The 18,445-nt window shown below is 64.8% G+C and carries 18 protein-coding genes and 1 riboswitch; of the genes, 12 read left to right on the forward strand and 6 right to left on the reverse strand.

The window, feature by feature from the left end:
- Nucleotides 1–74 precede the first annotated feature (74 nt).
- From LB543_RS11210 to LB543_RS11245, 8 genes are read left to right on the forward strand one after another with little or no spacing between them, the layout of a single operon-like run.
- Entirely contained in the window at nt 75–998 is a 924-nt protein-coding gene (locus LB543_RS11210; protein ID WP_140757687.1) for a carbohydrate ABC transporter permease, read from the forward strand.
- Between the two features lie 9 nt (nt 999–1,007).
- On the forward strand, nt 1,008–1,865 hold the full coding sequence (locus tag LB543_RS11215; protein WP_224614136.1) for a carbohydrate ABC transporter permease: 858 nt from the start codon (nt 1,008–1,010) through the stop codon (nt 1,863–1,865).
- A gap of 2 nt (nt 1,866–1,867) precedes the next feature.
- Nucleotides 1,868–2,986: an ABC transporter ATP-binding protein gene (locus tag LB543_RS11220; RefSeq protein WP_224614137.1), complete on the forward strand. Its 1,119-nt coding sequence runs from the start codon at nt 1,868–1,870 to the stop codon at nt 2,984–2,986.
- Nucleotides 2,983–4,107, forward strand: a complete 1,125-nt coding sequence (locus tag LB543_RS11225; RefSeq protein WP_224614138.1) for an ABC transporter ATP-binding protein — start codon at nt 2,983–2,985, stop codon at nt 4,105–4,107. Before LB543_RS11220 ends, LB543_RS11225 begins: the two co-directional genes overlap by 4 nt.
- A complete protein-coding gene (locus LB543_RS11230) occupies nt 4,107–5,660 on the forward strand; it encodes an FGGY-family carbohydrate kinase (protein ID WP_140757684.1) in 1,554 nt (517 codons plus the stop codon). The genes LB543_RS11225 and LB543_RS11230 overlap by 1 nt, the downstream gene beginning before the upstream one ends.
- A 10-nt stretch (nt 5,661–5,670) precedes the next feature.
- Entirely contained in the window at nt 5,671–6,711 is a 1,041-nt protein-coding gene (locus tag LB543_RS11235) for a 2-hydroxyacid dehydrogenase (protein WP_224614139.1), read from the forward strand.
- A gap of 46 nt (nt 6,712–6,757) precedes the next feature.
- Complete coding sequence (locus LB543_RS11240; RefSeq protein WP_224614140.1) at nt 6,758–8,275, forward strand: glycerol-3-phosphate dehydrogenase; 1,518 nt, start codon at nt 6,758–6,760, stop codon at nt 8,273–8,275.
- Between the two features lie 48 nt (nt 8,276–8,323).
- A complete protein-coding gene (locus LB543_RS11245; RefSeq protein WP_224614141.1) occupies nt 8,324–9,265 on the forward strand; it encodes a sugar phosphate isomerase/epimerase family protein in 942 nt (313 codons plus the stop codon).
- Nucleotides 9,266–9,320: 55 nt separating this feature from the next.
- On the opposite strand, the gene fba is transcribed toward LB543_RS11245, so the two are convergent.
- Nucleotides 9,321–10,385 (reverse strand): class II fructose-bisphosphate aldolase, encoded by a 1,065-nt coding sequence (gene fba / locus LB543_RS11250; RefSeq protein WP_224614142.1) that lies wholly within the window; start codon nt 10,383–10,385, stop codon nt 9,321–9,323.
- A 272-nt stretch (nt 10,386–10,657) separates the two neighbouring features.
- Here fba and LB543_RS11255 point away from each other — a divergent pair, with 272 nt between their 5' ends.
- Genes LB543_RS11255 through LB543_RS11265 form a run of 3 tightly spaced genes read left to right on the forward strand, consistent with a single transcriptional unit; the run spans nt 10,658 to nt 12,672 of the window.
- The gene (locus tag LB543_RS11255; RefSeq protein ID WP_224614143.1) at nt 10,658–11,428 is read left to right on the forward strand and encodes a DeoR/GlpR family DNA-binding transcription regulator; all 771 of its coding nucleotides are present in this window, start codon (nt 10,658–10,660) and stop codon (nt 11,426–11,428) included.
- A gap of 18 nt (nt 11,429–11,446) precedes the next feature.
- The gene (locus tag LB543_RS11260; RefSeq protein ID WP_224614144.1) at nt 11,447–12,205 is read left to right on the forward strand and encodes a triose-phosphate isomerase; all 759 of its coding nucleotides are present in this window, start codon (nt 11,447–11,449) and stop codon (nt 12,203–12,205) included.
- Between the two features lie 26 nt (nt 12,206–12,231).
- Nucleotides 12,232–12,672, forward strand: coding sequence for an RpiB/LacA/LacB family sugar-phosphate isomerase (locus tag LB543_RS11265; protein ID WP_224614145.1), 441 nt, complete (start codon nt 12,232–12,234; stop codon nt 12,670–12,672).
- Here the strand turns inward: LB543_RS11265 and dhaL are convergent.
- From dhaL to LB543_RS11285, 4 genes are all read right to left on the reverse strand, one after another.
- On the reverse strand, nt 12,669–13,304 hold the full coding sequence (gene dhaL / locus LB543_RS11270; protein WP_224614146.1) for a dihydroxyacetone kinase subunit DhaL: 636 nt from the start codon (nt 13,302–13,304) through the stop codon (nt 12,669–12,671). The genes LB543_RS11265 and dhaL overlap by 4 nt on opposite strands.
- Nucleotides 13,305–13,314: 10 nt before the next feature.
- On the reverse strand, nt 13,315–14,322 hold the full coding sequence (locus LB543_RS11275; protein WP_224614147.1) for a dihydroxyacetone kinase subunit DhaK: 1,008 nt from the start codon (nt 14,320–14,322) through the stop codon (nt 13,315–13,317).
- Nucleotides 14,323–14,500: 178 nt separating this feature from the next.
- The gene (locus LB543_RS11280) at nt 14,501–14,974 is read right to left on the reverse strand and encodes a 6,7-dimethyl-8-ribityllumazine synthase (RefSeq protein WP_224614148.1); all 474 of its coding nucleotides are present in this window, start codon (nt 14,972–14,974) and stop codon (nt 14,501–14,503) included.
- A gap of 76 nt (nt 14,975–15,050) precedes the next feature.
- Nucleotides 15,051–15,195: riboswitch (FMN riboswitch) on the reverse strand.
- A gap of 102 nt (nt 15,196–15,297) precedes the next feature.
- A complete protein-coding gene (locus LB543_RS11285; protein WP_224614149.1) occupies nt 15,298–16,473 on the reverse strand; it encodes an MFS transporter in 1,176 nt (391 codons plus the stop codon).
- Between the two features lie 48 nt (nt 16,474–16,521).
- On the opposite strand from LB543_RS11285, the gene LB543_RS11290 reads away from it, so the two are divergent.
- Complete coding sequence (locus tag LB543_RS11290) at nt 16,522–17,061, forward strand: Lrp/AsnC family transcriptional regulator (protein ID WP_224614150.1); 540 nt, start codon at nt 16,522–16,524, stop codon at nt 17,059–17,061.
- Between the two features lie 56 nt (nt 17,062–17,117).
- Here the strand turns inward: LB543_RS11290 and LB543_RS11295 are convergent, their stop codons facing one another.
- Nucleotides 17,118–18,440, reverse strand: a complete 1,323-nt coding sequence (locus tag LB543_RS11295; protein ID WP_224614239.1) for a four-carbon acid sugar kinase family protein — start codon at nt 18,438–18,440, stop codon at nt 17,118–17,120.
- Between the last annotated feature and the right edge of the window lie 5 nt (nt 18,441–18,445).

Raw genomic sequence — 18,445 nt, forward strand, 5'->3', positions numbered from 1 at the left:
ACCGCCATTTCGCCCGACCGGCCGCCTTGCTCCCTTGGGCGGCCGGCAGGGCGAGGCAACAACGGAGCAGCTCGATGACTGCGGTGGTATCGCAAAGGCCCAGGCCATCCGGCTTCAGGATCAGCAAGCGGGTGCTGCCCTATGTGCTCAGCCTGCCGGCCTTGCTGGTCTGCATCGGCATCCTGATCCCGTTCCTGACCTCGGTGGTCTATTCCTTCCAGCGCTACCGTCTGAGCCAGCCCTGGGCGCGCCAGTTCAACTGGGGCGACAACTACATCTCCTTCTTTACCGATCCGAAGTTCTGGAACACGTTGAAAGTCTCGCTGGTCTATGCCGGCACCACGGTCGTGCTGGAACTGCTTCTGGGTCTCGCTATCGCCTTGCTGCTGCAGAAGCGCTCGACGCTCAACAACTTCATCTCGATCATGCTCTTGATGCCGCTGATGACGGCGCCGGCGCTGGCCGCGCTGATGTGGAAGCTGATGACCAATCCCGGCTTCGGCGTGCTGAGCTATCTCGCCAGCCTCATCGGGCTGCAGGATTTCCGCTGGGCGTCGTCGCCGTCGACCGCGCTGTTCACCGTCGTGCTCGTCGACATCTGGGTCTACACGCCCTTCATCATGATCCTGCTGCTCGCCGGCCTGCGCAGCCTGCCGACGCAGCCCTTCGAGGCAGCCGCACTCGACGGCGTGCCGAGGAGCTTCGTCTTCTTCCGCATCACGCTGCCGATGCTGACGCCCTACATCCTGACGGCGACGCTGTTCCGCCTGCTCGATTCGATCCAGCAGTTCGACATCATCTACGCGATGACCCAGGGCGGGCCGGGCGACACGCTGACCGTCTTCCAGGTCGAGGCCTATCTCAACTTCTTCCAGTCGACCAATGTCGGCCGCTCGGCGGCGCTGATGATCATCCTGTGGGCGATCACCTATTTACTCTCCAACATCTTCATCAAGAACTGGCTCAGGCTGCGCGAACGCGCCCGTGGCCAGGCATAGGAGGCGGCGATGGAACACCCCTCGCTTCTCGAACGCATCCTGCGCGGCGCAGCACTGACCCTGGTGGTGATCTTCTTCATGTTCCCGATCGTCTGGATTTTCATGATGTCGTTCCAGACCAACGAGACCATCCTGCGCATCCCGCCGCAGCTCATCTTCGAACCGACGCTCGCCAATTACACGGCGCTGATCACCGGCAAGCTGATGACCGCAGCCGGCACGCTCGACATCGCCTTCATGCGCAATCTCTGGAACTCGGTGTTCCTGTCGGTAACCTCGGTCGCCGTCTCGCTGCTGCTCGGCGTGCCGGCCGCCTACGCCTTCGCGCGCCACAAATTCCGCGGTTCGGAGGACATCGCCTTCACGCTTCTGTCGTTCAAGTTCGCGCCGGCGCTCCTGGTGCTGTTGCCGCTGACCCTCTATTTCCAGAAGCTCGGCCTGGCCAACACCTATATCGGGCTGATCTGGGTCTACCAGCTGATCTGCCTGCCGTTGATCCTGTGGATCGTGCGCGGCTATTTCGAGGATATCCCGGCCGACATCGAATACGCCTACCGCATCGGCGGCCATTCGTGGTTCGCCACCTTCCGCAAGATCGCGCTGCCGCTCGCCGGTCCGGGCATCGCGGCGGCCGGCCTGCTCGCCTTCATCTTCGCCTGGAACAATTTCGTCTTCGCGCTGGTGCTGGCTTCGGCCGACAAGCAGCCGGTGACGGTCGGCGCGCTCGCCTTCATCACCTCATCCGGCATCCAGTATGGCCAGATTTCGGCGGCCATCGTCTTGTCGATCACGCCGACGCTGGCGCTCGCCCTCTACGCACAGCGCTATCTGGTCGAAGGCCTGTCGCTCGGCGCGGTGAAAGGATAGAAATGGCCAGCCTCGAACTCAGAAACCTCGTCAAGCGCTACAAGAGCCAGACCGTCCTCGACAATTTGTCGTTGACCGTCGCGGATGGCGAGACGCTGGTGCTGTTCGGACCTTCGGGCGCCGGCAAGACTGTGCTGCTGCGCCTCGTCGCCGGCGTCATCGATCCCGACGAAGGCAAGATCCTCATCGGCGGCGAGGACATGACCGATGTCGACGCGGAGTTCCGTGGCGTCGGCATGGCGTTCCAGAATTTCGCGCTGTTTCCGCATATGAGCGCGTTCGACAACATCGCGACGCCGCTCGAGGCCAAGCGTTCCTCACAGGGCGCGATCAAGGCCGGCGTCGAGAGCGTCGCCAAGCTGTTGAAGATCGGCCATGTGCTCAGCCACAAGCCACGCGCGCTGTCCAACGGCCAGAAGCAGCGCACCGCACTTGCGCGCGCTCTGGTCGGTTCGCCGCCGCTCCTCTTGCTCGACGACCCCTTGCGCAATGTCGACGCCAAGCTGCGTTTCGAGATGCGGCTCGAATTGCCCAGGCTGCTCGCCGATCGCGGCGCCACCGTCGTCTACGTCACCCAGGACTACAAGGAAGCCATGGCGCTCGGCGACCGTATCGCGGTGATGTCGCAAGGCGTCATCCGGCAGCTCGGCACGCCGGAGCAGATCTATCGCGAGCCCGCCGACATCGAGATCGCGCGGCTGTTCGGCGACCCGACCATCAACCTGCTCGACGTCAAGCCTGCGCGTGGTGCCAGGGGAGGTTATGTCGGCCTGTCCAACGTGCAGGTCCATCTCGCCGATGTTCCCGAGACCGCCGTCGGCCGCGACTGCATCATCGGGCTGAGACCCGAGGCACTGCATTTCGTTGGCGAAAACGAGCCCGGCGCCATTCCGGTGACGGTCGAGGCCGAGACGCCGCTCAACGAGAAGATCGTCACCCTGGTGCGCACCGTTCGTGGCCGTGAAATCCTGGTCTCGCGCCCTGCCGGAACGCCGGGCCGCAGCGAAGGCAAGGCGCATATCGTCGTCGACGGCAAGAGCGCCTTGCTGTTCGATCGGGCGAGCGGCGAGCGCATCGGCGCGAAGAACGTCGTCAAACTACGCAACGGAGAAGCGGCATGAGCGCCAGCGCACTCACCATTTCCGGCGTCGACAAGTTCTACGGCCCGATCGACAGGGGCGTTCACGCCGTCAAGAACCTGACGATGGAGATCGGCAAGGGCGAGATCGTTGCGCTGCTCGGCTCGTCGGGCTGCGGCAAGACCTCGACGCTGCGCATGATTGCCGGCTTTGAGGAAGTCTCGCGCGGCACGATCGCGGTCGCCGGCCGCAAAGTACACACCTTGCCGCCGGTCAGACGCAATGTGGCGATGGCCTTCGAGGGCTACTCGCTCTATCCGCCGCTGACCGTGCGCGAGAACATGGCCTTTGCCCTCAAGGCTGCCCGGCTGCCCAGGAGCGAGGTCGATGCCAAGGTCGCCAGCATCGCCAAACTGCTGGAGATCGAGGACATATTGGAGCGCTATCCCAGTTCCATTTCGGGCGGCCAGCAGCAGCGCGCCAGTCTTGGCCGGGCGTTGATCCGGGAAGCCGACCTGCATTTGCTCGACGAGCCGATGGGGCAACTCGAGCCGCGGCTTCGCGCCGTGCTGCGCGGCCGTATCAAGCACTTCATCAAGGAGCGTGGACTGACCGCGATCCTGGTCACCCACGATCAGACCGAGGCCAATGCACTTGCCGACCGCATCGCGGTGATGGAAGGCGGCGTGCTGCAGCAGTTCGACACTCCCGACAGGATCAAGGAGCGTCCGGCGAACCTGTTCACCGGCACCTTCGTCGGCGAGCCGCCGATGAACGTCTTCGAGGCCTTTGTCGGGACCGCCGCCGGCCGCATCAATCTCAGGCTGCCCGACGGGCTGTCGCTCGACTACGACAAGGACGCTTTCAGCGCTCCGGTGCGCGACCAGCTGCTCAGCCGCGAACGGGTGGTCATCGGCATCAGACCCTACGCGGTCCGGCGCTCGAAGGAAGGTGTCCCGGCCAGGGTCTCGGCCAACCAGTGGCTCGGCGACCAGACCCACATCGCCGCCGACTTCGCCGGCGGCTCGCTGGTTCTGGTCGAGCATGACCGCACCCGGCTCGACCTCGGCGCGCCCATCAATGTCAGCATCGATCCGAAAAACCTGCACGTCTTCGACCAGGCGAGCGGCAAGGCCATCTCGCACGGCATGGAGCTCGCGTGATGCGCGACATACTGATCGGCATCGATGCCGGCACCTCCGTCATCAAGTCCATCGCCTTCGACACGGCGGGCCGCCAGATCGCGGCCGCGGCAACGCCGAACCATTATGAAACGTTGCCGGGCGGCGGCGCCGAACAGGATCTGGCGCGCACATGGGCCGACGCCGCCACGACCCTGCGCCAGCTTGCCGACAAGGTGCCCGATCTCGCCAGCCGGACCGTCGCCATCGCGGTCACCGGGCAGGGCGACGGCACCTGGCTGATCGATGGCAAGGGCGAACCGGTGGCCAAGGGCTGGCTCTGGCTCGATGCGCGCGCTGCAGGTGTCGTCGAGGAGATCCGCGCGCGGCCTGATGACCGGCTGCGCTTCGAAAAGACCGGCAGCGGGCTCGCCGCCTGCCAGCAGGGCTCGCAGTTCGTCTTCATGAAGCGCACCATGCCCGAAATGCTCGGCAAGGCGGCGACCGCGTTCCACTGCAAGGACTGGCTCTATTTCAAGCTGACCGGCGAGCGTGCCACCGATCCGTCCGAAGGCACCTTCACCTTCGGCGACTTTCGCACCCGCGACTACAGCGACGAGGTGCTCGACGTGCTCGGCGTCGCCGATCTCAGGCACCTGCTGCCGCCGGTTGTCGACGGCACGAGGCACAGCACCGGACTATCGCCTGCGGCCGCCGCCGTCACCGGCATGCTTGCCGGTACACCCGTCGTGCTCGGCTATGTCGACGTCGTCTGCACCGCGCTCGGCGCCGGCCTGCTTGACCGCGAGCGCAAGCCCGGCTGCTCGATCATCGGCTCCACCGGGATGCATATGCGGCTGGCCGAGACACCCGACGATGTGCAGCTCAACGAAGCGGCGACCGGCTACACCATGGCGATGCCGGCGCCCGGCGTGTTCGCGCAGATGCAGTCCAACATGGCGGCGACGCTCAACATCGACTGGGTGCTTGGCCTTGCCTCGGGCATTCTCGCCTCGCAAGGCATAACCCGCAGCAATGGCGAGATGATCGCCCTGGTCGATGCCTGGATCGCGGCATCGCAGCCGGCGTCGCTGCTCTACCAGCCCTACGTGTCGGAAGCCGGCGAGCGCGGGCCGTTCGTCGATGCCAATGCCAGGGCGGGCTTCGTCGGCATTTCCTCGCGCCACGGCTATGCCGATCTGGTGCGCGCCGTCTTCGAAGGCTTGGCGTTCGCGGCGCGCGACTGCTACGCCGCCATGGGTCCGCTGCCACGCGAAATCCGCCTGACCGGCGGGGCCGCCCGAAGCCCGGCGCTGCGCAAGATCCTGGGCGCGGCCATCGGCGCCGATACGCGCACCAGCGCGCGCGAGGAGGCTGGCGCCGCCGGTGCGGCGATGATCGCCGCGGTCTGCGTCGGTCAATACGCCTCGATGGACGAATGCGTCGGCGAATGGGTGACGCCGCTGCTCGGCGAGGCCGAACCGAGCGACCCGGACCTTGCCGCGATCTACGACAGGATGGCCCCGTCCTACATGCTGGCGCACCAGGCCCTGCGGCCGGTTTGGCGTGCCATGGCGACATCGCAGGAAAATTGAGAAGTCGAGTATGCCCAGGAAAATAGCGATCATTGGCGACAATTTCATGCTGCCGGAGGTGTTTCGCGCCAAAATCGAGAACGTCGCCAGTGGCGGCCTCGATATCAGGACGTTGCAGACGGCCTGGCCCGACGAGCCGATGGAGTTCGGCGATCCGGCGCTCGGCCTCGACAAGGTCAAGGAATATTTCGGCCATCCCGACGAGGTCGTCGACTTCATCGGCGATGCCGAAATCCTCGTCACTCAGCTTGCGCCCCTGTCGGAAGGCATGATGCGGCGCCTGCCGGGGCTCCGGCTGGTGGCGGTTTCGCGCGGCGGCCCGATCAACGTCGACATGGAAGCGGCCAGGGCGAACGGCATCACCGTGGTCAACGTGCCCGGCCGTAACGCGACCGCCGTGGCCGAGTTCACCATCGGCGCCATCCTTGCCGAGACGCGGCTGATCCGGGTCGGTCACGAGGCCCTGCGCAAGGGGGAATGGCGCGGCGATCTCTATCGCGCCGACCGCACCGGTCGCGAACTCGGTGAAATGACAGTCGGCGTCGTCGGCTATGGCAATATCGGCACGAAAGTGGTGCGGCTGCTGCGCGCCTTCGGCTGCCATGTCCTGGTCAGCGACCCCTATGTGCAATTGAGCGCCGAGGACCGCAACGCCGGCGTCGAACTGGTTGCACTCGACGATCTCCTGTCGCGCTCCGATGTGGTCACGCTGCATTCGAGGGTGACGCAGGAGACACGCGGTCTGATCGGCAAGGAGACCATCGCGCGGATGAAGCCGGGGGTGATCTTCGTCAACACCGCGCGTGGGCCATTGGTCGACTATGACGCACTCTACGACGCGCTGGTTTCGGGGCGGATCGCCAGCGCGATGCTGGAGACCTTCGCGGTCGAACCGGTGCCCTCGGACTGGCCGCTGCTGCAGCTTCCCAACGTGACGCTGACGCCGCACATCGCCGGCGCCTCGGTGCGCACCGTGACCTATGCCGCTGAGCAGGCCGCCGAGGAGGTGCGCCGCTACATCGCCGGCCTGCCTCCGGTCAATCCGTGCTGAGAGCGAGAGCCATGATGCGAGAGTCCGGTCGCGGGATAATGGCAAGATGAGCGTCGGCCCCGACATCGTCGATCTCTTCGTCATTGGCGGCGGCGTCAATGGCGCCGGCATCGCGCGCGATGCCGCCGGCCGCGGCCTTTCCGTCATTTTGTGCGAGAAGGATGATCTCGCCGAAGGCACCAGTTCGCGCTCGGGCAAGCTCGTGCATGGCGGCCTGCGCTACCTCGAATATTACGAGTTCCGCCTGGTGCGCGAGGCGCTGATCGAGCGCGAGGTGCTGTTGGAATCGGCGCCGCATATCATCTGGCCGATGCGCTTCGTGCTGCCGCACAGCCCGGACGACCGGCCGGCATGGCTGGTGCGGCTCGGCCTGTTCCTTTACGACCATCTTGGCGGCCGCAAGCGGCTGCCCGCCACCCGCACGCTCGACCTGCGCACCGCGCCCGAGGGGGCGCCGATCAAGGATAGTTTCAAGCGCGGCTTCGAATATTCCGACTGCTGGGTCGACGATGCCCGCCTCGTCGTCATCAATGCTCTCGACGCGGCCGAACGAGGAGCGAAGGTCTTCACCCGCACCGCCTGCACCGCTGCCCGCCGCGAGGGCGGCCTCTGGGTCGTCGAGATGCGCGACGTCAGGACCGGCATCAAGACCAGTGTGCGGGCTCGCGCGCTGATCAATGCCGCCGGCCCCTGGGTCAACGACATCGTCAACCGCGTCGCCGGACAGAATTCCAGGCGCAACGTCCGCCTGGTCAAGGGCAGCCATATCGTCGTGCCCAAATTCTGGGAAGGTCGGCAGGCCTATCTCGTCCAGAACAGCGACAAGCGCGTCATCTTCATCAATCCCTACCAGAACGACCTTGCCCTGATCGGGACCACCGACATTGCCTACGAAGGCCGGCCCGAGGAGGTGACGGCGGACGAGAGCGAGATCGATTACCTGATCAGGGTGGTCAACCGCTATTTCAAGCGCGGCCTTGCGCGCAACGATGTGGTCTATTCCTTCTCCGGCGTCAGGCCGCTTTACGACGACAACGCCGACAATCCGAGTGCGGTGACCCGCGACTATATTTTCGAACTCGACGCGCCGGACGCGCAGGCGCCGCTGCTCTCCGTCTTCGGCGGCAAGATCACCACCTTCCGCAAACTGGCCGAGCACGCGCTGGACAGGATCGCGCCGTTCTTTCCGAAGATGGGCAAAGCATGGACCGCGAAGGCGCATCTGCCCGGCGGCGACATCGCCAATGCCGACTTCGAACAGTTCCTCGGCGACCTCGCAAACGAGTATCCGTGGATGCCCGCGTCGCTGCTGAAGCATTACGGCCGGCTCTACGGCACCAGGACGCGGTCCGTGGTTGGCGGCGCCCATTCGCTCGCCGCACTGGGGCGGTGCTTCGGCGGGGATTTCTTCGAGCGCGAGGCGAACTACCTCTTCGAACAGGAATGGGCGCAAGACGCAGCCGACATTCTCGAACGGCGCACCAAGCATGGCCTGCATCTGTCCGCGGAGGAGAAGTCGGCCTTCGAGCATTGGTGCGCGAATCGGCAGGCGAGGGCAGGCTGATGGCGCTCATTGGCCCCATTCGGCGACTGCGTTGAAGGGATCGCGACCTTGGCCTTCACGCTCTCCCTCAACACCAATCCGCTGGTCAACCGCTTCGCGGAGCCGGACGATGTGATCGACACCATCGCCTACGGCATCGGCATCAGGGACATTCAGCTCACACATGAATTCGTCAATCCGGGCTGGCCGGCGGCGACGATTGTCAAATTCATCCGCCTGTTCCGTAATGCCTTGGACCGCACCGGCGTGCGTGTGACGTCGGGGATGACTGGCCCCTACGGCCGGCTCAACCATTTCGGCCACCCCGATGCCGATGTGCGCCGTTACTATGTCGACTGGTTCAAGACCTTTGCCGATATCTCGGCCGAACTTGGCGCCGGCGGTATGGGCACGCAGTTCGCCATCTTCACGCATCGCGACTATGACGACCCCGCCCGCCGCGCCAGGCTGTTCGACATCGCGCTGGACTGCTGGCGCGATGTCGCCGAACACGCCCGGGCGGCAGGCCTGAGCTACCTGTTCTGGGAGCCGATGTCGGTCGGTCGCGAATTCGGCCACACCATCGAGAATTGCCGGGTGCTGCAGAGTGCGATCGACGCGGCCGGCATGGCCATTCCGCTGGAGATGATGGTCGACATCGACCATGGCGATGTGACCTCCACCAACCCGGCCGATATCGATCCCTATGCCTGGGCCGAAGCCTTCCCCCGGAAGTCACCGATCATCCACATCAAGCAGTCGTCGATGAACAAGGGCGGGCACTGGCCGTTCACCGCAACCCACAACAAGGACGGCCGCATCACGCCTGAGAAGCTGCTGGAGACCGTGCGACGCGGCGGCGGCACGGACAACGAGATCTGCCTCGAACTGTCGTTCCGCGAGCGCGAGCCGGTCGACCATCAGGTGGTCGCCATGATCCGCGAGTCGGTCGACTACTGGGCGCCCTTCATCGAGACCGGCAGGCCTGGCCTGCTGCCGAAAGCCGGATAGAAATCGGACAGGAGCCGATGCGGCTCCTGTCCATGAAATGCAACGGGGAGCGAACTCAGGCGAATTTCGGATCGAGGCTGCCCGACTTGTAGCGCTTGGCCATTTCCGAGACCGGCAGCGGCTTGATCTTCGGCGCATTGCCGGCGGTGCCGAATTGCTCGAAGCGCTCCTTGCAGAGCTTCCTCATCGCCGCCATCGCCGGCGTCAGGTATTTGCGCGGATCGAACTCGCTTGGGTTTTCGGTCAGCACCTTGCGGATCGCGCCGGTCAGCGCCATGCGGTTGTCGGTATCGATGTTGATCTTGCGCACGCCATGCTTGATGCCGCGCTGGATCTCTTCCACCGGCACGCCCCAGGTCGGCTTCATCTGGCCGCCATATTTGTTGATGATTTCCTGCAGGTCCTCCGGCACCGAGGATGAGCCGTGCATGACCAGATGCATGTTCGGCAAGCGGCGATGGATCTCCTCGATCACGTTCATCGCCAGCACCGCGCCGTCGGGCTTGCGCGAGAATTTATAGGCGCCGTGGCTGGTGCCCATGGCCACCGCAAGCGCGTCGACATGGGTGGCGCGCACGAACTGTTCGGCCTGCACCGGATCGGTCAAGAGCTGGTCGTGGCTGATCGCGCCTTCGACGCCATGGCCGTCTTCCTGCTCGCCGCCGCCGCTCTCGAGCGAGCCCAGCACGCCGATCTCGCCTTCCACCGAGACGCCGCCCCAATGCGCCATGTCGACGACGCGGCGTGTGATGCCGGAATTATAGGCATAGTCGGCCGGCGACTTGCCGTCCTCCTTGAGCGAGCCGTCCATCATCACCGAGGTGAAGCCGTGCTGGATGGCGGTGACGCAGGTGGCTTCGTTGTTGCCGTGGTCGAGATGCATGCAGACTGGGATGTCGGGGTGGATTTCGACCAGCGCGTCGATCAGCTTGGCCAGCACCACGTCATTGGCGTAGGCGCGCGCACCGCGGCTTGCCTGCAGGATGACCGGCGACTTGGTCTCCTCCGCGGCCTCCATGATGGCTAGGCCTTGTTCCATGTTGTTCATGTTGAAGGCCGGCACGCCATAGCCGTATTCGGCGGCGTGATCGAGCAATTGTCTCAGTGTGATGCGAGCCAACGATTAGTCTCCCGTATCTGGTTTCAAACCTGTGGTTGCGGGCTGTCCGCGCATCGTTCAGCCCACCGATGCTTCTGGCCGGAATTCCGCGCAACCGCAACCGCGACAGAGGGTACCGGCAGCAATTCTTGTTACAGCGTCGCGATAGAAGCCGGCGAAATATCCCAGGGAAATGTCTCATTATCACAAAAATTATGATACTTCTGCGGTGATATCTGTTATATCTGGGCTCGATCAAGGAGCCAGGCTTCTGCGTTGGCGGGTCTGTGACAATGAAGAGCGACAACAGGCGGCAAGGCATCATGGATTTCCTCGTGGACGCCGGCGCGGCGAGCGTCGACGACCTCGCTTCGCGTTTTGGCGTCTCCAGGATGACCGTGCACCGCGACCTCGACGAGCTCGAGGAGAGCGGCTTCCTGCGCAAGGTGCGCGGCGGCGCGTCGATCCAGCCGAGCAGCCTCTTCGAAAGCGATTTCCGCTACCGGCAGAAGCAGGCGATCGGGGAAAAACAGCGCCTTGCGGCGGCGGCCGTGGCCATGATCGAGCCTGGCCAGACGGTCATCATCGACGACGGTTCGACGGCGGGCGGCATCGCGCGTCATCTCGCCGATCTCAGGCCGCTGACCGTGATCACCAACAACCTGGCCGTCATCCAGGATCTGGCCGGTGCCGGAGGCATCAACCTGATCGCGCTTGGCGGCCAGTACTCGAAGAAATTCCATGGCTTCTTCGGCCTGCTCGCCGAGGCTTCGCTGAGATCGCTGCGCGCCGACGTCGCCTTCCTGTCCTCATCCGCCATCCACGGCGCCTCCGCCTTCCATCAAGACCAGGAAGTGGTGCAGGCCAAGCGGCTGATGATGGCCGCGGCGACACGCAAATACCTGCTGGTCGATCACGGCAAGTTTGGCCGCAGCGCGCTGCATTTCCTGACCGATCTCAAGGCATTCGACGCCGTCTTCACCGGGCGCGAGCCGGAGCTCGGGATGCGCGCGACGCTGGATGCGGCCGGGGTTTCGCTGACGGTCGTCGCCGACAAGGATTGAGGGTCAAGGAGAGTACGCGTGGTTTACTGGGTCGGTACAAGCTGGAAGATGAACAAGACGCTCGCCGAGGCGCTTGATTTTGCCGGGGCGCTGGCCGGCTTCGTGCCGGGTTTCGACGATCGGATCCAGCCTTTCGTCATCCCGCCCTTCACGGCGGTGCGCGAGGTCAGGCAGGCGCTGTCGGCAACGCGCGTCAAGGTCGGTGCGCAGAACATGCATTGGGCCGATGCCGGAGCCTGGACCGGCGAGATCTCGCCGGTCATGCTGAACGATTGCGGCCTCGACCTGGTCGAACTCGGCCACAGCGAGCGGCGCGAGCATTTCGGCGAGACCGATCGCACGGTCGGGCTGAAGACGGCGGCAGCGGTCAGGCATGGACTGATACCGCTGGTCTGTGTCGGCGAGACGCTGGCCGAGCGCGAAAGCGGCAAGGCCGATGCGGTGCTGACCAGCCAGGTCGAGGGTGCATTGCAATTCCTCGAAGGCGAGGCGAGGCGAGCAGAAATCCTGTTCGCCTACGAGCCGGTATGGGCGATCGGCGACAAGGGCATTCCGGCCAGCTCCGACTATGCCGACAAGCAGCAGGCGCTGATCAAGAAGATCGCTGGCGGCCTGCTGCCGTCCGTGCCGCCGGTGCTCTATGGCGGCAGCGTCAACCCTGGCAATGCCGCGGAACTGATCGGCCAGCCCAACATCGACGGCCTCTTCATCGGCCGCTCCGCCTGGCAGGCCGAAGGCTACGTCGACATCCTGCGGCGCGCCTCGGCGGCAATCTGAACCAATCGAACTGGAAAGGACAAGAAATGAAAATAGCCATCGGAGCGGACAGCGCCGGCAAGCCGCTGCTCGACGTCATCGCCGCGCATCTGGCGACCAAGCCCGGCCTCACCGTCAGCGACCTCAGCCAGGCCGGCTTCTATGCCGACCTGTCGCAGAAACTTGCCCAGACGATCGTCGAAGGCGAGAACGACCGCGGCATCCTGTTCTGCGGCACCGGCATCGGCGTCTCGATCTCGGCCAACAAGGTGCCGGGCATCCGCGCCGCGCTCACCCACGACACCTATTCGGCCGAGCGCGCGGCGAAATCCAACAACGCCCAGATCATCACCATGGGCGCCCGCGTCGTCGGCCCGGAACTGGCCAAGGCCATTGTCGACGCGTGGCTGGCCTCGGAATTCGACGAGAACGGGCCATCGGCCGGCAACGTCCAGGCGATCAACAAGCTCGACGCGGCGAAGAGCTAAGCGAGACTGTCGCGCATAGCGCCGATGACGGTGACGGCCGATGCAGCGCCCGGATCCATGTGGCCAAGTGAACGCTCGCCAAGCCGTGACGAACGGCCTTTGGCGGCGATCATGTCCTTTGTCGCTTCCGCGCCGCGCTCGGCGGCGGCAAGGGCTGCCTCAAGGCTTTCCGGCAAAGGCTTGCCGGCCGCATTTGCAGCGCCAGCCGCGTCTGCCGCCGGCTGCCAGGCATCGACCATTGTCTTTTCGCCGATCTCTGCCTTGCCGCGATCCTTGATGCCTTGCGCCATGGCCTGCAGCAGCGTGATGAATTCGGCATCCGCCAGCGTCGCCTTGCCCTTGACGGCTACGGCGGCGCGCATGAAGGCCGTGGCATAGAGCGGGCCGCAGGACGCGCCGACGGCATTGAGAAACGATTTCGCCGCCGTGTTGAGGAGCGTGGTCGGTTCGGTCGCCGTAAGGTCGAGCGATGCCAGCGCATCGCGCACGGCGTTGAATCCGAGCGCCATCGCAATGCCGTGGTCGGCGTCGCCGATGACGCCGTCGAGCTGGCAAAGCCGGTCCCTGTCTGCCTCGATCGCGATCGCGATCGCGTCGAACATTCTCTTCAGGTCGGAGGTACCGATCGTCATGCAGCGCTCCTCAGCCGGCACGGAACATGGCGCAGTCGCAGGGGTGGTCGAGCATTGCCTGCAATTCTTCGTCGAGATGAAACAGCGTCACCGAAGCGCCGGCCATTTCCAGCGACGTGCAGTAATTGCCGACCCAGGTCGCATGAATGGAAACGCCGATTGCATCGAGCCGCTGCTTGACCCGGCGGTTCATGATGTAGAGCTCCATCAGCGGCGTCGATCCCAGCGAATTGACCAGCACCGCGACCTTGTCGCCGCGCTTCGGCGCCATCTCGGCGAGAATCTTGTCGAGCATCTCGTCGGTGATCTGATCGGCGGTTCCGAGCTTGCCGCGCGCAATGCCGGGTTCGCCATGGATGCCCATGCCGATCTCCATCTCGTCGGCACCGATTTCGAAATTCGGCCGCCGCGTCTGCGGCAGCGAGCAGGGCGACAGCGCCACGCCCATGGTGAAGGTGCGGTCGTTGGCCTTGCGCGCGATGCGTTCGCATTCGCCGAGGGAGAGCATGAGGTCGCAGGCCGCACCGGCCGCCTTGAAGATGAAGAAATTGCCGGCGACACCCCGGCGCTTCTGTCGCTGGTCGAGCGGTGCCGAGGCGACGTCGTCGGTGGTGAGCACGGTGCGCACCTCGATGTCGTCCATGCCGGCCATCTCGGCCGCCATGTCGAAATTCATGACGTCGCCGGCATAGTTGCCGTACATGAACAGGACGCCGGCGCCGCCGCTGATCGCCTTGGCGCATTCCAGGATCGGATCCGGTGGTGGCGAGGCAAAGACGTTGCCGATGGCCGCTGCGTCCGCCAGCCCCTTGCCGACAAAGCCGAGAAAGGTCGGCTCGTGGCCGGAGCCGCCGCCGATCACCAGCCCGACCTTGCCGGGCCGTGGTCCGTCGCGGGCGATGATCGAGCGCGGGCTGCCGTCCACGCTTGCGAGATGGCGAGGATGCGCGGCCAGTATCCCTTCGAGCATTTCGTCGACGGCGCGGTTGCCGTCATTGATGATCTTCTTGGTCTGCACCAGCATCCTCCCGAACTCGGCATGTTCCTGGAAACGTGTCGCGCTGAAACGAATTAACGCGACGCGTTTCCAGGTCTTTTTCTATGCACGTCCTTATCCCAAAACCACTGCGCGCTTTTGGGCGACGTGCATCCGATACTACCGGCTGTCATCGGGATTTCCACCCGGCTTCGGTACTTCAGGCCGCGATCTTTTCCCGCGCTGCGAGAATCTCCACGCATGCCTTGGCCGCCTCTTTGCCCTTGACCGTGAAGTGCTCGAAGAAGAAGCGGAGATGCTCGGCGCTGTCGTGAAAATTGTGCGGCGTGAGCACCGCCGAAAGGATCGGCACGCCGGTCGAAAGCTGCACGTTCATCATGCCGTCGATGACGGCGCCGGCGACGAAGTCGTGCCGGTAGATGCCGCCATTGACGACGAACGCCGTGCCGAGGATCGCAGCATAGCGGCCGGTCCCGGCGAGCGTCTTGGCGTGCAGCGGGATTTCATAGGCGCCGGGCACGTCGAAGACATCGACGGCAAAACGTCCACCGCCGATCTCGGCCAGCTCCGCCTCGAAGGCTTGCACGCACTGGTCGACGATGTCGGCATGCCAGCGCGCCCTGATGACGGCGATGCGGATCGTTTCAAAGTCTTTGTGGGAATGCTGATTCATGGGTCCATCCTTCCGTTTCGAACCAGAATCAGGACGCACGATACGAAATCCGGCCGCCGGGGCGGTCCGTTTTCCGTTTCGTTCTCTTTCATCCGGACTCTAACCGTCGGCTCCGGAATCGCACCGGATCTGCTGACCTTTCCGATGCCGGAAAGCGCTCGCGGGCTTCGGCCGAAGCCGTTACCGCCGGTGGGGACTTTCACCCCGCCCTGAGAAAATTAACGCGCTCTGTATGGAAGGGTAGGGGTGCCGCTGTCAACGGCGCCAGCGGCCGGTGGCCAACCACATTCCGTCGACTGGAGCAACGCGATGCGAGGCTGGCTCTACCGGGTGCGCCATGCTGCAGCCGAGGCGGCAACCAGCATCAGCACCGCCGCGACCATCGCACATGTGGCAAAGCCGAAGCCGGAATAGAGCGGCCCGAAGCCGGTGGTGCCGACGAACACCGCGAGGTAGGTCACCGCGCTGTTCAGGCCCATGATCGTGCCCCGCCGTGACGGATCGAGCGCCGAAAGCCGCATCACCAGCACGTTCAACCCGAAATGATTGGCAAGCCCCCAGGCCGCTACCATGGCGAGCGTCAGCCCATAGCTGTCGCTGGTCGCGGCAATCGCTACATAGACCATGGCGACGAGAAGATAGGCGAAAGGCATGACGCGTCCGGCGCCCAGGCGATCGATGATGCCGTCGAAGAGCGCTGCCGTGCCGAAACCCACCCCATAGGCAAGCGCGGCAAGCCCGTTGGCGCTGACCGGCTCTCCCAGGCCGACATGAAGGTGATCGCCGAGGTAGCCATAGACGCCGTAGAAGGCGGTCATGAATGCCGCACAGGCGACCAGCAGCGGGATGATGCCAGGCGTGCTCAGCGCCTCCAGCGGGGCTGGCGCAGGCCCGGCTTTTCTGGCGTCGCTGAGCGAGGTCATTGTCAGTCCCGCCCAAGCGAGAGCAGCAAGTAGCGCCACGGCCGCGAAGACGGCGCGCCAGTGCACGAGATCGGCAAGCACCGCCGAAAGGGAAACGCCGGCCACCATGCTGAGCGTCCATCCGGTCAGCACCACGCCGATCGTTCCGCTTTCGCGCCCGGGCGGAGCGATGGCCGCGGCACTGGCGTAGATCGCCGGCATGGCGACGCCGGCGGCAATGCCGGCGACAAGCTGCGCGGCAACCAGCGCGCTCACCGTCAGCGCGGCCGCGCTGGCGACCAAGGCCAATGCCAGCAACAGCAAGGCCGCCTGCAGCATCCGGCGCGCGCCGACCCGGTCGATATGGCGTGCCAGGAACAGGGCGCTCGCCGATGTGCCGAGGCCGAAGGCCGCCGCCGCCATCATCACCATCGGAACGCTGGTCGCGAACGATACGGCCACCGCCGGAGCGATCGGGCCCAGCACCAGCGAATTCGAGCCGATCACGGCGATGCATCCGGTCAGCAGATAGGCGAGGGCAGGGATGGGCGGCCTGGTGTCCGCACCCAAGGCTGTAGCTTGATCGTTGTTCGACATTTCATCATAATGGCCGTATTAAATTCCGTGACAATTGGGAATGTCGATATGGATGAAGAAACAGATGGCATTCAGCGGAACAGGCCGGCGGCCCGGGATGTCGACGCGACCGACCGAAAGATATTAGGCGTTCTGGTCGACGACGCGACGGTCAGCTATGCCGAACTCGGCGATCGCGTCGGCCTGTCGCCGCCGGCCGCGCATGAGCGCGTCAAGCGGCTTCGGCGCAGCGGCGCCATCCGCAACACGGCCGCCATCATCGATCCCAACGCGGTGAGAAAGCCGCTGCTCGCCTTCGTTCACATCGACACCAGTGGCTGGGGCAAGACCCCTGAACTGATGGCGATCTCGGAATACCCCGAAGTCGAGGAGATCCACACCGTCGCCGGCGATACATGCGTGTTGCTCAAGGTGCGCACCGAGGACACCAAGGCGCTCGAAGGATTGCTGTTGCGTCTCTACGAGACACCCGGCGTCACCTCGACACGCAGCTACGTGGTTCTGGCGACCTACCTCGAACGGCCGGTGCAGCCCGGCATCACCGCGCAGTGGCCGACTCCGAAGCACATGGGCAAGCCGCTGTACTGAAGCAATTCCAGGAAAAATGTGCAGCGGGTTTCCATCCGGAATCGCGCCGAGACGGTCTAGCTCCCCAGCCGGATCGTCTCGAAATAGGCGTCGGTGCCGACCTGGCCGCCTTTCAGTGCGATCTCCAGGCCATCGATCGCACCGCTGCCATGGGCGACGCAGAGCGGCGACCCCGGCGATTGCGGCAACGGCATGCGCACGGTCAGCGCGTCGATGGCCAATTGTCCGAGCGCGTGGCTGGACGTGTCGCCACCGGCGATCACCGCGCGCTCGAGTTTCTGCTCGGCGATCAGACGGCGCAGGATGGTCCCCAGCGCCCGCCCGAGCGTGTTCCGGGCGCCGTCGATGCGGTCGATCTCGGCGCCGCGATCGGCCTGTGGACCAAGCGCGGTGTAGAGGATGACGCTGCGGCCCTTGGCCAGGCTCGCCAGCCCGGCCGCGACCGCCTGCTCGATCGCTTCGCCGGCGCCTTCGCGGACCAGTCGCATCGCATCCATCTCGACGCCGTCGAACCCGCGGGCAAGCGCGTGGCGGATCTGTTTTTCCGTGGTCGGGGAGACGCTGCCCGACACCACGGCGAGCCGATCCACCGGACCGGGCGGTGCAAATGCCGCATGCCCCGACACGATGCCTTTGGCGGCCCACTCGGCAAGCAAGGCATATTCGGCGCCGGAAGATCCGACGACGAAACTATGGCCTTTCTCGTGAATGCGCCAGAGCTGTTCGCCGACCCGCTTCTGCGTCTGGGCGCTATCGACATCGAACAGGACGATGTCCTTGTCCTGCAGGATTTGGTCGACCGTTCGCGCGAGATCGTGAGCCTGCAGGGTCGCCAGGTCGACCAGGCCGGAACCGAGGCCGGTCTGGCGCGAGAGGTGGACGAGCAGGTCGGCCTCGTCCATCGGCGTCACCGGATGCCTGCTCATCACCGGGTGCCGGTCGATGCGGAAATACGCGCCACGGAATGCCGCGAAGAGATGGCCGAAGGCGGTGTAGCGCTTGAGTTGCGGCGCCCCGACCACCATCGGCACGCTTGCCCCGCCGAAGATGCGCCTGCCGATCTCGGTGGCGCGGCCGATGCTGCCAATCGCCGGGCTGGAATCGAAAGTCGAACAGATCTTGTAGTGGCACACAGCCGCCCCGAGGCCTTTCAGCCATTCGAAGGCCGGCGTCAGGTTTTCCTCCATCCATTGCGGCGTTTCGCTTCGGCTGGTACCCGCCAACCCAACCGCGCGGCAATGCGAAAATCGTGCCAGCAAGGACGGGTCGGGCCGGCGCATGAACAGCACCGTCGGAACGCCGCCGAGTTCGAGCGCCTCCATGACGTCGGTCGAGCCGGTAAGATCGTCGCCGTAGTAACTGAGGAGCAGGTTTTGCACGGCCA

The sequence above is a fragment of the Mesorhizobium sp. ESP7-2 genome (assembly GCF_020164715.1).
Lineage (GTDB): Bacteria > Pseudomonadota > Alphaproteobacteria > Rhizobiales > Rhizobiaceae > Mesorhizobium.

Bases quoted from the DNA above. Each gene is read 5' to 3' on its own strand.
- LB543_RS11210 (WP_140757687.1), top strand. From the start codon at position 75: ATGACTGCGGTGGTATCGCAAAGGCCCAGGCCATCCGGCTTCAGGATC.
- LB543_RS11215 (WP_224614136.1), top strand. From the start codon at position 1,008: ATGGAACACCCCTCGCTTCTCGAACGCATCCTGCGCGGCGCAGCACTG.
- LB543_RS11220 (WP_224614137.1), top strand. From the start codon at position 1,868: ATGGCCAGCCTCGAACTCAGAAACCTCGTCAAGCGCTACAAGAGCCAG.
- LB543_RS11225 (WP_224614138.1), top strand. From the start codon at position 2,983: ATGAGCGCCAGCGCACTCACCATTTCCGGCGTCGACAAGTTCTACGGC.
- LB543_RS11230 (WP_140757684.1), top strand. From the start codon at position 4,107: ATGCGCGACATACTGATCGGCATCGATGCCGGCACCTCCGTCATCAAG.
- LB543_RS11235 (WP_224614139.1), top strand. From the start codon at position 5,671: ATGCCCAGGAAAATAGCGATCATTGGCGACAATTTCATGCTGCCGGAG.
- LB543_RS11240 (WP_224614140.1), top strand. From the start codon at position 6,758: ATGAGCGTCGGCCCCGACATCGTCGATCTCTTCGTCATTGGCGGCGGC.
- LB543_RS11255 (WP_224614143.1), top strand. From the start codon at position 10,658: ATGAAGAGCGACAACAGGCGGCAAGGCATCATGGATTTCCTCGTGGAC.
- LB543_RS11265 (WP_224614145.1), top strand. From the start codon at position 12,232: ATGAAAATAGCCATCGGAGCGGACAGCGCCGGCAAGCCGCTGCTCGAC.
- dhaL (WP_224614146.1), bottom strand. From the start codon at position 13,304: ATGACGATCGGTACCTCCGACCTGAAGAGAATGTTCGACGCGATCGCG.
- LB543_RS11280 (WP_224614148.1), bottom strand. From the start codon at position 14,974: ATGAATCAGCATTCCCACAAAGACTTTGAAACGATCCGCATCGCCGTC.
- LB543_RS11285 (WP_224614149.1), bottom strand. From the start codon at position 16,473: ATGTCGAACAACGATCAAGCTACAGCCTTGGGTGCGGACACCAGGCCG.
- LB543_RS11290 (WP_224614150.1), top strand. From the start codon at position 16,522: ATGGATGAAGAAACAGATGGCATTCAGCGGAACAGGCCGGCGGCCCGG.